This window comes from Pseudomonas sp. Hz4, from assembly GCF_054898165.1.
Genome location: NZ_CM142719.1, coordinates 960,768 through 974,856, shown reverse-complemented (window position 1 = coordinate 974,856; position 14,089 = coordinate 960,768). Strand labels below are relative to the sequence as shown.

Annotated in this window: 14 protein-coding genes and 1 pseudogene; 9 read left to right on the top strand and 6 right to left on the bottom strand. The window is 60.4% G+C overall.

Annotated elements, in window-relative coordinates; translation table 11 throughout:
* Positions 1–36: 36 nt before the first annotated feature.
* Positions 37–1,125: a calcium:cation antiporter gene (locus ACYZTR_RS04330; protein WP_461976743.1), complete on the bottom strand. Its 1,089-nt coding sequence runs from the start codon at positions 1,123–1,125 to the stop codon at positions 37–39.
* A 309-nt stretch (positions 1,126–1,434) separates the two neighbouring features.
* On the opposite strand from ACYZTR_RS04330, the gene ACYZTR_RS04325 reads away from it, so the two are divergent.
* From ACYZTR_RS04325 to ACYZTR_RS04315, 3 genes and pseudogenes are all read left to right on the top strand, one after another.
* The gene (locus tag ACYZTR_RS04325; RefSeq protein WP_461976741.1) at positions 1,435–2,517 is read left to right on the top strand and encodes a BMP family ABC transporter substrate-binding protein; all 1,083 of its coding nucleotides are present in this window, start codon (positions 1,435–1,437) and stop codon (positions 2,515–2,517) included.
* Between the two features lie 92 nt (positions 2,518–2,609).
* Positions 2,610–2,918 (top strand): annotated as a pseudogene (locus tag ACYZTR_RS04320) (2OG-Fe(II) oxygenase family protein); the annotation flags it as partial.
* Between the two features lie 12 nt (positions 2,919–2,930).
* Positions 2,931–3,884: an adenosine deaminase gene (locus ACYZTR_RS04315; protein ID WP_461976739.1), complete on the top strand. Its 954-nt coding sequence runs from the start codon at positions 2,931–2,933 to the stop codon at positions 3,882–3,884.
* A 123-nt stretch (positions 3,885–4,007) separates the two neighbouring features.
* On the opposite strand, the gene ACYZTR_RS04310 is transcribed toward ACYZTR_RS04315, so the two are convergent.
* The gene (locus ACYZTR_RS04310; RefSeq protein WP_461976737.1) at positions 4,008–4,742 is read right to left on the bottom strand and encodes an ArsR/SmtB family transcription factor; all 735 of its coding nucleotides are present in this window, start codon (positions 4,740–4,742) and stop codon (positions 4,008–4,010) included.
* Between the two features lie 317 nt (positions 4,743–5,059).
* Complete coding sequence (locus ACYZTR_RS04305; protein ID WP_461976735.1) at positions 5,060–5,989, bottom strand: LysR family transcriptional regulator; 930 nt, start codon at positions 5,987–5,989, stop codon at positions 5,060–5,062.
* A gap of 119 nt (positions 5,990–6,108) precedes the next feature.
* Between ACYZTR_RS04305 and ACYZTR_RS04300 the strand changes: the two genes are divergently transcribed.
* The 3 genes from ACYZTR_RS04300 to ACYZTR_RS04290 all read left to right on the top strand — a co-directional run bounded on the left by ACYZTR_RS04300 (position 6,109) and on the right by ACYZTR_RS04290 (position 7,772).
* The gene (locus ACYZTR_RS04300; protein WP_282376847.1) at positions 6,109–6,402 is read left to right on the top strand and encodes a putative quinol monooxygenase; all 294 of its coding nucleotides are present in this window, start codon (positions 6,109–6,111) and stop codon (positions 6,400–6,402) included.
* Positions 6,403–6,436: 34 nt separating this feature from the next.
* A complete protein-coding gene (locus ACYZTR_RS04295) occupies positions 6,437–7,450 on the top strand; it encodes a zinc-binding alcohol dehydrogenase family protein (RefSeq protein WP_461976733.1) in 1,014 nt (337 codons plus the stop codon).
* Between the two features lie 151 nt (positions 7,451–7,601).
* Positions 7,602–7,772 carry a hypothetical protein gene (locus tag ACYZTR_RS04290; protein WP_282376845.1) on the top strand — a complete coding sequence of 57 codons (171 nt, stop codon included), beginning with the start codon at positions 7,602–7,604 and terminating at the stop codon, positions 7,770–7,772.
* An 8-nt stretch (positions 7,773–7,780) separates the two neighbouring features.
* Here the strand turns inward: ACYZTR_RS04290 and ACYZTR_RS04285 are convergent, their stop codons facing one another.
* Together ACYZTR_RS04285 and ACYZTR_RS04280 are read right to left on the bottom strand one after the other, a co-directional pair.
* Entirely contained in the window at positions 7,781–8,977 is a 1,197-nt protein-coding gene (locus ACYZTR_RS04285; protein WP_461976731.1) for a multidrug effflux MFS transporter, read from the bottom strand.
* A 219-nt stretch (positions 8,978–9,196) separates the two neighbouring features.
* Positions 9,197–9,394, bottom strand: a complete 198-nt coding sequence (locus tag ACYZTR_RS04280; protein ID WP_461976729.1) for a heavy-metal-associated domain-containing protein — start codon at positions 9,392–9,394, stop codon at positions 9,197–9,199.
* A 147-nt stretch (positions 9,395–9,541) separates the two neighbouring features.
* Here ACYZTR_RS04280 and ACYZTR_RS04275 point away from each other — a divergent pair, with 147 nt between their 5' ends.
* The 3 genes from ACYZTR_RS04275 to cueR all read left to right on the top strand — a co-directional run bounded on the left by ACYZTR_RS04275 (position 9,542) and on the right by cueR (position 12,918).
* Complete coding sequence (locus ACYZTR_RS04275; RefSeq protein WP_461976727.1) at positions 9,542–9,925, top strand: hypothetical protein; 384 nt, start codon at positions 9,542–9,544, stop codon at positions 9,923–9,925.
* Between the two features lie 189 nt (positions 9,926–10,114).
* The gene (locus tag ACYZTR_RS04270) at positions 10,115–12,508 is read left to right on the top strand and encodes a heavy metal translocating P-type ATPase (protein ID WP_461976725.1); all 2,394 of its coding nucleotides are present in this window, start codon (positions 10,115–10,117) and stop codon (positions 12,506–12,508) included.
* Positions 12,505–12,918 (top strand): Cu(I)-responsive transcriptional regulator, encoded by a 414-nt coding sequence (gene cueR, locus ACYZTR_RS04265; RefSeq protein WP_461976723.1) that lies wholly within the window; start codon positions 12,505–12,507, stop codon positions 12,916–12,918. Before ACYZTR_RS04270 ends, cueR begins: the two co-directional genes overlap by 4 nt.
* Here the strand turns inward: cueR and ACYZTR_RS04260 are convergent.
* Entirely contained in the window at positions 12,872–14,086 is a 1,215-nt protein-coding gene (locus tag ACYZTR_RS04260) for an MFS transporter (RefSeq protein WP_461976721.1), read from the bottom strand. The two genes, cueR and ACYZTR_RS04260, sit on opposite strands and share 47 nt — an antisense overlap.
* Positions 14,087–14,089: the final 3 nt, after the last annotated feature.

Sequence of the window (14,089 nt, the reverse complement as noted above, 5' to 3'; positions counted from 1 at the left end):
GGGCTGCATTCCCACGCAGAGCGTGGGAACGATCGGTCACAACCCGAGCAACGACAGCATGATGAATGTCGCAAACAGCACAAAGTGGGTCATGCCTTCGATGGCGTTGGTTTCGCCATCGTTGAGGTTGATCGCGCTGACGATCAGGGTGAGGAAGATCATCACGGTCTGCACCGGGGTCATCGCCATCTGAAACGGCTGGCCGGTGTAGAGCGCCATCGCTTCCATCACCGGCACAGTCAGGATGACCGTCGACAGTGACGCGCCCATGGCGATGTTGACCACCGACTGCATGCGGTTGGCCAATGCCGCCCGCAACGCCGTCAGAATTTCCGGCGCCGCCGAGATGGCCGCCACCAGAATCGCGGTGATCACTGGCGGTGCGCCCGTGCCTTCCAGGCCCAGATCGAGGGTCTTGGACATCACTTCGGCCAATGCGCCGATCACCACCACGCCGAACACCAATGTCCCAATACTCAACCCAAGATTGATGGGCTCAGGTTCTTCCTCCGGGACTTTCTTGCGACGTTTTTCCGGGTAGCTGTAGCTGAAGAAATAACTGTGCGGCCCGACCTGCATGCGCAGGAACAGGGCGTAGAGCACGATCATCGCGCCGATGGTGAACGCCGAATAAATCTTCCAGTTGGCCTCGGGAATGAACTCCGGCACCACCATGGAAACACCCATGGCGGTGAGAATCATCACGCTGTAGCTGCGCGCCGAGTCGTCGTTATAGGACTGTTCGCCGTACTTGATCCCGCCCATCAATGCGGCCAGGCCGAGGATGCCGTTGATGTCGAGCATCACTGCCGAATAAATCGTGTCGCGCACCAAAGTCGGTGAGGCCTCGTTGCTCATCATGATCGCCAGAATCACCACTTCCACCAACACCGCGGCCAGCGTCAGGATCATCGTGCCGTAGGGATCGCCGACTTTTTCCGCGAGCAGCTCGGCGTGATGGGCGACACGCATCGAGGCCGCGACGATGAAGGCGATCAGCACCAGGCCAGCGGTCAACGCAATGGGTTGGCCGCTGTGCAGCATCCAGTGTTCCATCGGGTAAGCGATGAATGCTGCGATCAGGGCAAGCAACAAAAACTTTTCTTGCTTGAGGAGTGTGAGCATTACGGGCCTTTTTGCCGTGTGAAGCGGAATCAGTGTGATGAGCTACTGACTGCGGTGCGGCGCTAACGTTTCGTTACACCTTAGCGCACCAGTGGATGGCGACAGGTTCGGGGCGTGCACTTTTATTGGCCTTGCGGGCCTCTTCGCGAGCAGGCTCGCTCCCGCATTTGATCTCAGTGCGCCGCATATCCCCTGTGGGAGCGAGCCTGCTCGCGAAGGCCATTACACGGTTTCGGCTTACTTGTTGTCCGGTTGGTCAGCAATTTGCATTGACCTCGCCACCCTCAAAACAAAATGGAGTTGGAATTCATGCACAAACGTCCGTTGAAGAAGCTGCTTTGCGCCGTCGTCGCAGCCATCAGTCTGAGCGCCAGCCTGACCGCCATTGCCGCCGACCCGCTGAAAGTCGGCTTCGTCTATATCGGCCCGATCGGCGATCACGGCTGGACGTATCAGCATGAACAGGGGCGCAAAGCGCTGGCCGAAAAATTCGGCGAGCGGATCACCACCAACTACGTGGAGAACGTCGCCGAAGGTGCCGACGCCGAGCGGGTGATCCGCAACATGGCCAAGGACAACTACGACCTGGTCTTCACCACGTCCTTCGGCTACATGAACCCGACCCTGAAAGTTGCCAAACAATTTCCCAAGGTGACCTTCGAACACGCCACGGGCTACAAGCAGGACAAGAACCTCGGCACCTATCTGGCGCGCACGTATGAAGGTCGCTACGTCGGCGGTTTCCTTGCGGCGAAGATGACCAAAACCAAGAAGATTGGCTACGTCGCCTCCTTCCCGATCCCGGAAGTGATCCGCGACATCAACGCCATCCAACTCGCCCTGAACACGTACAACCCGGGCACCGAGATCAAGGTGGTGTGGGTCAACTCCTGGTTCGATCCGGGCAAAGAGGCCGATGCCGCCAACGCGTTGATCGATCAGGGCGTGGACGTGGTGTTCCAGCACACCGACAGTCCGGCACCGATCCAGGCCGCCGAACGTCGCGGCGTGTATGCCGTGGGCTACGCTTCGGACATGGCGCACTTCGGGCCGAAAGCGGTGCTGACTTCCATCGTCAATGACTGGGGCCCGCACTACGTTCAGGCGACCCAAAGCGTGCTCGACCACACGTGGAAGTCGCAGGATTACTGGGGTGGTTTGAAGGAAGGCACGGTTGAATTGCCGATCAGCGATCGGGTGCCGGCGGCGGTGAAGACCGAAGCCGAGCAGATCATTGCTGACATCAAGAGCGGCGCATTCCACCCGTTCACCGGGCCGATCAAGGATCAAGCAGGCACAGAAAAAATTGCGGCGGGCACGACGGCCAGTAACGCGGAGCTGGCATCGATGAACTATTACGTCGAAGGCATGAAGGCCGAAATACCGAAGTAACTCCTTTCACCGGACTGATCGTTCCCACGCTCTGCGTGGGAATGCCTCAATGGACGCTCTGCGTCCGCTTTTGGGACGCTGAGCGACCCGGGCTGCAAACCCTGTTACGGGCCATGACCCAGGCGCTGGACATCGAGAGCGACTTTTTCGACACCCGCTTCGTTGAGCCGGTCAGTGTGCTGCGGATGATTCATTACCCACCGCGCCACACCGCCAGTTCCGAAGAGCAACAAGGCGCCGGCGCCCACACCGATTACGGCTGCATCACCCTGCTCTATCAGGATGCCGCCGGCGGCCTGCAAGTGCGAAACGTAAAAGGCGAGTGGATTGATGAACCGGCTGGCCAGGTTTTACTAATTGTTTCCACGAGCATCTGTAGAATGCACGCCATCTGCACCTGATGAGAAAAGACTATGTACGACTGGCTGAACGCCCTGCCCAAGGCAGAACTGCACCTGCACCTTGAGGGTTCGCTGGAGCCTGAGCTGCTGTTCGCCCTGGCCGAACGCAACAAGATCGCCCTGCCGTGGAGCGACGTCGAAACCCTGCGCAAGGCCTACGCCTTCAACAACCTGCAAGAGTTTCTCGACCTGTATTACCGGGGTGCCGACGTATTGCGCACCTCTCAGGATTTCTACGACCTGACCTGGGCTTATCTGTTGCGTTGCAAAGCGCAGAACGTGATTCACACCGAACCGTTTTTCGACCCGCAGACCCACACCGACCGTGGCATACCGTTCGAAGTGGTGCTCAACGGCATCGCCGCCGCGCTGAAAGATGGTGAGCAGCAACTGGGCATCACCAGCGGTTTGATCCTGAGCTTCCTGCGCCACTTGAGCGAAGAAGAAGCCGAGAAAACCCTCGACCAGGCGCTGCCGTTCCGTGATGCATTTGTCGCTGTCGGTCTGGACAGCTCGGAAATGGGTCATCCGCCGAGCAAGTTCCAGCGCGTGTTCGATCGCGCTCGGCACGAAGGCTTCCTGACCGTCGCCCACGCCGGTGAAGAAGGCCCGCCCGAGTACATCTGGGAAGCCCTCGACCTGCTGAAAATCCAGCGCATCGACCATGGCGTGCGCGCCATCGAAGACGAGCGTTTGATGCAGCGGATTATCGACGAGCAAATCCCGTTGACCGTGTGCCCGTTGTCGAACACCAAACTCTGCGTGTTCGATCACATGTCTCAGCACAACATTCTCGACATGCTGGAACGTGGTGTGAAAGTGACCGTGAACTCGGATGACCCGGCGTACTTCGGCGGTTATGTCACCGAGAACTTCCACGCGTTGTACACCCATTTGGGCATGACTCAGGATCAGGCCAAGCGCCTGGCCCAGAACAGCCTGGATGCACGGTTGGTGAAACCCTAGTTACTGATCGTTCCCACGCTGACTGATCGTTCCCACGCTCCGCGTGGGAATGCAGCCAGGGACGCTCCGCGTCCCAAGAGCGGACGCAGAGCGTCCGTTCAGGCATTCCCACGCAGAGCGCGTCTACAACGCCATTTCCAGCTCGGTTTCCTTGGCGAACCGATGGATTTCACGCTGCCCCGCGGCGGTGATCTGCAAGGCTCGCGAATCGTTGGGCAGGCTCAACCAACCGGACTGCATGAACAATTGCAGCAACGCCGCACCCAGTGATCCACCCATGTGCGGGCGTCTTTCGCTCCAGTCCGGACAAGCGCAAGCGACTCTGCTGTTGCGATGGGCCAGCGCCTGGATGAACACACCACGCGTCGCCAATTGCGTGGCGCCCTTGTGAGTGATCATGACCCGCTGATCGGACTGTTCGATCCAGCCCGAATCCAGCAGACGCTGATAAAGATCGGCGGCCAGGGTGCCGCCCAGATGGTCGTCGCAAAGCCTGGCGCGCAATAATGACGAAGGCGCCACCTGAGGTTTGGCGAGGGGGGCCTTGCGGTTGAAAACGTCCGGGATTTGCCGAGGCGTGCTGGCCAGGGTGGCGCTGGCCAGTGCCTCTATCGCGGCACCCACTTCGGGCGCAGCAAGACGGAAGAACCGCTTGCGGCCGCGGATTTCGACTTTCAACAGACCTCCGGCGGACAAACGCCCCAGATGTGCACTGGCCGAAGACGGTGACAGGCCGGCCAACAAGGCCAGCTCTTCGGTTTGCCGCGCCGAGCCGTCCATCAAGGCCCACATCATTGCGCTGCGCTTGGGGTCAGCCAGCAGCGTGGCGATCTGGCTGATGCAAGGTGCATGTTCCATGTATTCACTCCCTGTTGAATCGTTTCGTCTACTGCTCAGAGACATCTTGACCAGTAATGTGTCGTCGGCCAAGGCGTGGAAATCGCCATAACCCGGGCAAAACCTGCCAATCGCACAGACCATGGCTTCGCAGGTTTCGCAAAGCCGCGGCGATTGACCATGGGGCCTGGCTGACTCGGATGTGGACTCGCCATTGCGAGATCGACGGTGCGTACATGAGGCGAGCGCTAGTATAGGCGGGTTAACCGCCGGTTCCTGCCCTTGGGAAACCATTGGTGGTGATAGTTCCTGAGTGAAATTTCGCTATTTGCCTGCGACTAATGATCAGCGCCCGGTAACGTCGGAAATTGGCTACTCAACCTGGCGCATCGACTGGCAAGCATTTCCCGCAAAAGGTTCACCGGCTTACTCAATTGTGCGCGATGGGCGCACAGTAAATTCAGCGGTGCGCGCTCACAGAGCAGTTCCGGCATGAGCACTTTCAATCGACCGGCCAGCACATCGGCGGCGACATCAAGCCAGGATTTGTAGGCGATCCCGGCACCCGCCACGGCCCACAGCCGCACGACATCGGCATCATCGCTGAATCGATCGCCGCTGACGGTCAGGCTGACCTCGCGCTTGCCGTCGTGAAAACTCCAATGATCGTGGACCCGGCTGCCGAGCATGAACAGCAGGCAATTGTGCTGAGCCAGTTGCTCCAGGTGTCGCGGCTCGCCGTGGCGGGCCAGGTAACTCGGGGCGGCACAAAGGACGCGGCGGTTCTGCGGGGCGATGGGCAGCGCCACCAGGCTTGAGTCTTCCGGCTCGCCGTAACGCAGGGCAATGTCCACCGGTTGGCGGAACAGGTCGGCGATGCGGTCGCCCAGCAGCAGGCGCACCGTGAGTTTGGGATGCTCGCGCTGAAACTCGTCCAGCCATGGCAGCAGCAGATTGCGGCCAAAGTCCGAAGGCGCCGACAGCTGCAAAATTCCGCTGACCTGGTCCTGACCGCTGGCCAATAAACGGCGCCCCTCATCAAGATTGCTCAAGGCGGCCCGAGCGTATTCGAGAAACCCCTCGCCTTCAGCGGTCAACCGCAGGCTGCGGGTAGAACGGGCGAGCAACCGGGCGCCGAGCTGCTGTTCGATGCGCTTCAATGCCGCACTGGCCACCGCAGCCGACATGTCCATCCCACGCGCTGCCGCTGACAGACTGCCCAGGTCCGCCGCCCGGACAAATAACTGCAAGTCATCGAAACGCAGCATTTTTCAGCCTTGATTATCAAAAAAACATTGAAAGAGACTGCTCTTTTAGCGAGTTTTATCTTGCAGAGAAATAGCCAATGATCCGTCCCATCAAATTCATCCCATTCCCGGAGTCGAACATGTCCCAGCCTTTTACCGCTATCGCCACCCTTATCGCCAAAGCCGGCCAGCAGGACGCCCTCGAACAGCACCTGCGGGCGCTGCTGGAACCAACCCGCGCCGAGGCCGGTTGCGGTCAATACGACTTGCACCAAGACCTCGCCAATCCTCACGCCTTCTACATGATCGAACACTGGAGCAGCGACGAAGCCCTGCAAGCTCACGACGCCAGCGCGCATATCCAGAACTTCCGCGCCAAGGCCGGCGACTTTCTCGAACACTTCGACCTCAAGCGCCTGCGTTCCATCGTCTGATTTCTGCCTTCTTTATTACTGTTCAGGAGCCCCAATGAAAGCCATTGCCTACTACGCCTCCTTGCCCATCAGCGATTCAAACTCGCTGCAAGACATCGAACTGCCAGAGCCGGTCGCCGGCCCGCGCGACCTGTTGGTGGAAGTCAAAGCCATCTCGGTCAACCCGGTCGACACCAAAGTGCGCCAGAACGTCCAGCCTGAAGGCGGCGCGGCGAAAGTGCTGGGCTGGGACGTGGCCGGGGTGGTCAAGGCCGTCGGCAATGAAGTGACGCTGTTCAAGGCCGCAGACAAAGTCTTCTACGCGGGTTCCATCGCCCGCGCTGGCGGCAACAGCGAACTGCACGTGGTAGACGAGCGGATCGTCGGCCATATGCCGAAAACCCTCGGTTTCGCCGAAGCCGCCGCGCTGCCGCTGACGGCTATCACCGCGTGGGAATTACTCTTCGAGCGTCTGCAAGTGCGTGAAGGCAAAACCGATGAAGGCCAGAGCCTTTTGATCGTCGGAGCCGCGGGCGGTGTGGGGTCGATCCTCACGCAATTGGCCAGCCAGCTCACCGGACTGAAAGTCATCGGCACGGCTTCCCGCCCGCAAACCCAGAGCTGGGTTCGAGAGCTGGGTGCCGACCTGGTGATCGATCACAGCCAGCCGTTGAGCGAAGAACTCAAACGCGCCGGCCTCGACCAGGTGACCCACGTCGCCAGCCTGACCCAGACCGATCACCACCTGGATCAATTGGTCGAGGCACTGGCGCCGCAAGGCAAACTGGCCCTGATTGATGATCCGAAGGCGCTGGACGTGACCAAGCTCAAGCGCAAGAGCCTGTCGCTGCACTGGGAGTTCATGTACACCCGCTCGCTGTTCGAAACCGCGGACATGATCGAGCAACACCATTTACTTAACCGTGTCGCGGGGCTTATCGACGCCGGGACGCTGAAAACCACGGTCGGCGAGCACTTCGGGAGCATCAATGCGGCGAACCTGCGTCGTGCCCATGAACTGCTCGAAAGCGGCAAGTCCAAAGGCAAGATTGTGCTCGAAGGGTTCTAAAGCGAGAGGGCATCGGTGTTGTCCAAGGTGGACGACACCGTCAGTCAGAAGGTTGACCGTTGTCACAATTGCGATCGTATTCGGGTCTACAATCGTGAACTCTGCGGTGCAATCTTTTATATGACATCTTTTACGAGAGGAGAGATCAGCAATGAAGATCCTGATAAAAGAATTGGCAAAATCCCAGTGGCAGGTCCGCCTGGACCAACACGCCGTGACATTTCGCAGCGAAGCCGAAGCTCGCGCCTTCACCCGCACCCTTGAAGCGCGACTACAAGCACCTCATCAAATTAATGAACACCAGCAGCGCGCTGCTGGCTAAGTTCGTCCTCAGACCTGGGCGTGAGCCAGTGCCCGGGCATTTTGCAAACGTCGGGTGAGCATCGCCCCGCTCACCACCAGCATTGCGCACAGGCTGATGACCATGGCCATCGGCATGGCGCTGCCATCGTGTAAAACACCCACCAGCGCTGCAGCCCCGGCGGCGATGCTGAATTGCAGGCATCCGAGCATCGCCGACGCACTGCCCGCGCGAGCGCCCTGTCCGTTCATGGCGCAGGCCGAGGCGTTGGGGAGGATGCAACCGAGGCTGGCGATACAGATAAACAGCGGAATCAGCAACGGCCATAACTGCACGGTGTGCAACGAACTGACGGCCAGCAGCGCCAGACCGGCGCCGAGGTAGATCCATACGGTACGCGCCAGCAGAAACGCCGGGCCACGTTTGGCCAGCAGTCGCGCATTCACCTGCGCCACCAGAATGAATCCCGCCGCATTGGTACCGAACAGCCAGCCGAAATGCTCGGCCGGTACGCCATACAGCTTGATGAAAACGAACGGTGAACCGACGATGTAGGCAAACATCCCGGCGATGGCGATGCTACTGGTCAAGGCGTGGCCAAGGAACAACGGGTCCGACAACAGTCGACCGTACTGACGCAACGCGCCGGACAACGGTTGACGCGGCACATGGGCCGGCAGACTTTCCGGCAGCCCGAGCGCCACGGCCACCCCTGCCAGCGCACTGAAACCGCTCAACACCAGAAAGATCGACTGCCAGCCCGTGGTGTTGACCAACAGCCCACCCAGCATTGGCGCAAGAATCGGCGCCAGGCCCATTACCAGCATCAGCTGCGAAAAGACCTTCGCCGAACCCACCGCATCGCATTTATCGCTGACCACCGCGCGGGCGATCACCATCCCCGCGCACCCACCCAGCGCCTGAATGAAACGTGCGCCAATCAGCCATTCGAGATTCGGCGCATAGGCACACGCCAGGGAGGCTGCGGTGAACAGGCCGACGCCGGTCAGCAAGGGAATGCGTCGCCCGAAGCGATCCGCCACCGGGCCGTAAGCCAGCTGACCGATGGACAAGCCCAGGAAATACGCCGCCAGGGTCAACTGAACGTGTTTTTCATCGGTGCCGAAGGCGAGCGCCATCGCCGGGAAGGCCGGCAGATAGAAGTCGATCGCCAGCGGACCAAAGGCGCTCAAGGCGCCAAGAATCAAAATGGAACGCAAATTCATCAGGCATCCAGTTGGACAGGGGTCGGCAGCCCCACAGTCTAGCCGCGCATGGACGCCTTGAACATTCCGTTAGGCAGCTAACTATTAAAAACCCTGGATGAATACAAAACCTGTGTGGGAGCGAGCCTGCTCGCGAAGACGGAGTGTCAGTCGACATCACTGCTGAATGACACATCGCTTTCGCGAGCAGGCTCGCTCCCACAGGGATTGCGCTTGGTCTCAAGCAACATTTACCTCGTAGCCTTCTTCGGTGATGGCGGCGATTACTTGCTCCGTCGTCAATGCGCTTTCAACACCGACTTCTTTAGCGGCCAAATCGACCCGCACACTCGCGGCCGGGTCCTTGGCTTGCAGCGCCTGAGTGATGGTTTTGACGCAGTGACCGCAGGACATGCCTTGAACGTTGAACACTTGCATGGGATGACTCCTTGAGTGAGGTTGCGTGCAGTCTCGAGCTTGTCACCATGGCAAGGTCAAGTTCTGAAGTGAGCTGCCGGGCTGGCAATCGGCGTCGCGCTCGGCCAAGCTGCGTCCATCAATGACTCGACATCAGGAGATTCAGCCATGCGCTGGTCAGCTCTCAGCCTGTTTGGCTTCCTCAGCCTTTTCGCCGTTGCACCCTCGGTCAATGCGGCCGGGGAGGATTACGGCGTGCTGATCATTTCCCGCGAGCGCCTGGAAGTGTCGACCAACTGCGAAATCGGCGTGTATATCCAGGATCAATTGTCGGCGCGGTTATTCCAGGAACAAAGCACCTCGTTCAACCTGCCGCCGGGCGATGTATCTCTGCGCCTGAAACTGCTGCCGGGCCAGGCGCCGGGTTGCAAACCGGGCATGCTCGCTCCGGGTTCGCAGACCATCACGCTCAAGGCCGGTGACGTGCTGAAGTTCCGGATTGCGATGACGCAGGAAGGGATGTACCTGAAACCCACAGCCCTCGATTACTGATTCTTTTCCGCTGATCGTTCCCACGCTCTGCGTGGGAATGCAGCCCGGGACGCTCCGCGTCCCAAGAGCGGACGCAGAGCGTCCATTGAGGCATTCCCACGCGGAGCGTGGGAACGATCAAATAGTTGCTTGACCTTGCCTGCATGGCAAGGTTGATCCTGTAGACATCTTCTATAGGGAGCGTGACCGATGTCCGAATCCACCACTTTCGATCTACCGATTGCCGGCATGACCTGCGCCAGTTGCGCCGGGCGTGTCGAGCGTGCCTTGAGCAAAGTCATCGGCGCCTCTGCCGTCAGCGTCAACTTGGCCACCGAACAGGCTCGGATTCAAGCGCCCAGTGACAGCTTGCCGGCGTTGATGGATGCGGTTCGGCAGGCCGGTTACAGCGTGCCGCAGCAGAGCCTTGAACTGAGCATCGACGGCATGACCTGCGCCTCCTGCGTCGGCCGGGTCGAACGAGCGCTGGCCAAAGTGCCGGGGGTCAAGAGCGTCAGTGTCAACTTGGCCAACGAACGCGCCCACCTCGAACTGCTCGGTCAGATCGATGCGCAAACCTTGATCGCTGCCGTGACCAAGGCTGGCTACAGCGCCAGTGTCTGGGAGGTTGAACAGCCACAAACCGACCATCAGCAACAGCGCCTGCACCGCGAGCGCTGGGCCTTGATCATGGCGATCGCCCTCGCCTCGCCGCTGGTGCTGCCCATGCTGCTGCAACCGTTCGGTGTGCATTGGATGCTTCCTGCCTGGGTGCAATTCGCATTGGCCACGCCGGTGCAATTCATCTTCGGTGCGCGGTTTTATGTGGCCGCCTGGAAAGCTGTACGCGCCGGTGCCGGCAACATGGATTTGCTGGTCGCGTTGGGCACCAGCGCCGGTTATGGTTTGAGTCTCTATGAATGGGCCACCGCCGCCGGGCGCATGCCGCACCTGTATTTCGAAGCTTCGGCGGTGGTGATTGCCTTGGTGCTGCTGGGCAAGTACCTGGAAAGCCGCGCTAAACGCCAGACCGCCAGTGCGATTCGCGCCCTCGAAGCCTTGCGCCCGGAACGGGCGATTCAGGTGGTCGATGGTCGCGAGCAGGACGTCGCCATCAGCGCCTTGCGCCTCAATGATCTGGTGATGGTCAAACCCGGTGAACGCTTCCCGGTGGACGGCGAAGTGGTCGAAGGCCAGAGCCACGCCGACGAAGCGCTGATCAGCGGCGAAAGTCTGCCGGTGCCCAAACATCCCGGCGACAAGGTCACCGGCGGTGCGATCAATGGCGAAGGCCGGTTGCTCGTTCGCACCCTGGCCTTGGGCGCGGAAACCGTGCTGGCGCGCATCATTCGTCTGGTCGAAGACGCTCAGGCTGCGAAAGCGCCGATCCAGAAACTGGTGGATAAAGTCAGTCAGGTGTTTGTCCCTACGGTTCTGCTGATTGCGTTGGCCACCTTAATCGGTTGGTGGTTGTACGGCGCACCGATGGAAACGGCGCTGATCAATGCCGTGGCGGTCTTGGTAATCGCTTGCCCATGCGCCCTGGGGTTGGCCACGCCAACGGCCATCATGGCCGGCACCGGTGTGGCGGCGCGTTACGGAATTCTGATCAAGGACGCCGAAGCACTGGAGCGTGCCCATGAAGTCAGTGCAGTGGTCTTCGACAAAACTGGCACGCTGACATCGGGTGCCCCACGCATCGCTCATATGAGCGCAATCAACAGTGACGAAGCGGCCCTGCTACAAATGGCCGGCGCCCTGCAACGCGGCAGTGAACACCCGCTGGCCAAGGCGGTTCTGGACGCTTGCGCCGAACGCGGTTTGATCGTCGCCGATGTCAGCGACAGCCAGTCCCTGACCGGCCGTGGCATCGCGGGCACTCTGGCCGGTCGTCGATTGGCGCTGGGCAATCGTCGTCTGTTGGAAGAGAGCGGCTTGAGCGCAGGTGAATGGACTGACTCCGCCACCGCGTGGGAAACCGAAGGCCGGACCCTGTCCTGGTTGATCGAGCAAAGTACCGAACCAAGGGTATTGGGCCTGTTTGCCTTCGGTGACACGCTCAAACCCGGCGCGCTGCAAGCCGTGCAACAACTCAGCGCACGGAACATCAGCAGCCACTTGCTGACCGGCGACAATCGCGGCAGTGCCAACGTAGTTGCCGAGGCGCTGGGCATCAAGGATGTCCACGCCGAAGTGCTGCCCGCCGACAAAGCGGCCACCGTCGCCACACTTAAGAAAACCGGCGTGGTCGCGATGGTCGGCGACGGCATCAACGACGCACCGGCCTTGGCCGCCGCAGACATCGGCATCGCCATGGGCGGTGGCACCGACGTTGCGATGCACGCGGCCGGGATCACCCTGATGCGCGGCGACCCACGGCTGGTGCCGGCGGCGCTGGAGATCAGTCGCAAGACCTACGCGAAGATTCGTCAGAACCTGTTCTGGGCCTTCGTCTACAACCTGATCGGTATTCCGCTGGCAGCGTTCGGCTTTCTCAACCCGGTGCTGGCCGGCGCGGCCATGGCGTTGTCGAGCGTCAGCGTGGTGAGCAATGCGTTACTGTTGAAAACCTGGAAACCCAAGGATCTGGAGGACACTCAATGAACATCGGCCAAGCGGCCCGCCAGAGCGGCCTGAGCGCGAAGATGATTCGTTATTACGAGTCCATCGGCTTGCTCAAAGCCGCCCATCGTACCGACAGCGGTTACCGGGTATACGGCGACGACGACCTGCATACCCTGGCGTTCATCAAGCGTTCCCGGGACCTGGGGTTCTCACTGGAAGAAGTCGGCAAACTGCTGACCCTCTGGCAGGACCGCCAAAGAGCCAGCGCCGACGTGAAGGCCCTGGCCCGCCAGCACATCGAAACGCTGAACCAGAAAATCCGCGAACTCGGCCAACTGCGCGACACCCTGCAGGACCTGGTCGAACACTGCCACGGTGATCACCGTCCCGACTGCCCGATCCTCAAGAACCTGGAGTCGGGCTGTTGCGCCCAACCCGCTCGCCCCTGATCGCCAGCCCCTTCACCACCCACAAAGTGGTGAGGGGAATCCCGTGGAACACCAGCACCACGGCGCCCGGCGTCCACCACGAATAAAACGGCGCAGCAATCAGCATGCCAACGCCGAACCCGGTCATTTGCAGCAGGGTCAGAAAGCTGAAAATCGGCAGGCGCAGGCTGTCCGGTTCACGCTGCAGACGCGACATCAGGCCGACTTCCGAGAACCCGTCGCCGAGCCCCGCCGGTAACGAGAACAGCAGCAAACCGTAGAGGGTCTGCTGCTGAAACATCAGGATGAAGCCGCAGGACATCAGCAACACACCCAAGAAAAATCGTCGCTCGAGGTTTACGTTTTCCGAGCCTTTCAGCCGGCTGGCGATGCGCGCGCCGATGAGTTTTCCGCAGGCCCAGACGGCCAGCATCAGGCCCAGCGTGGTGCTGGCCGACTCGGGTGTCAGCAATTTGGAAATGATCGGAAAACCCACGTTGTGCGCAGCACTGCCAAGGGTGTCGGCCATGGCCACCGCGAGCATCGCCGCCACCACCGGTGTACTGCGCAGGCCCTGGAGCAGGGTCGACCATTCGCCCCGTTCGTGGGTGGGTTCGGCGTTGGGCGCAGGTTGTGAAAAGCGCAGCGGCAAGATGAACAACGCGGCCAGCAGATAAGTGACGACGTTCAATACAAACACCGTTTCAAAGCCGAATGCCGCCACTAAAAGCCCCGACACCAGACTTCCACCGACCATTGCTGCCGACGATGCCGAGGTGATCCAGGCGTTGGTCTTGAGCAGGTGCTCGTTTTCGATCAAATGTGGCAACTGGCTGTTGAGGCCGATGGCGAACATCGAGTTGCCGAATCCCAGACCGCACGCAATTAACGGTAAAAGCAGTACGTGTTGGTCGACCGGCAGTACCAGCAGCAGGCCCAGCAGCCCGGCGCGCAACAGGTCGAAGGCAATCAGCGGCGTGCGCCCGACCCAGCAGCGATAGAAAGCCGTGCCGATCAGGCTGGCGAAAATCCCTCCACCCACCCGGCAGGCGAGGAAGATACCGACGCTCATGGCGCTGTTGCTGAGCAGGTAGACGTAGGTGGCCAGGGCGACCATGTTGAGGAAGGCACCGAAATCAGAGATCAGACGGGCGGTGATGATCAGTTGGGCGTTGCGTGTGGAGTTCACAAT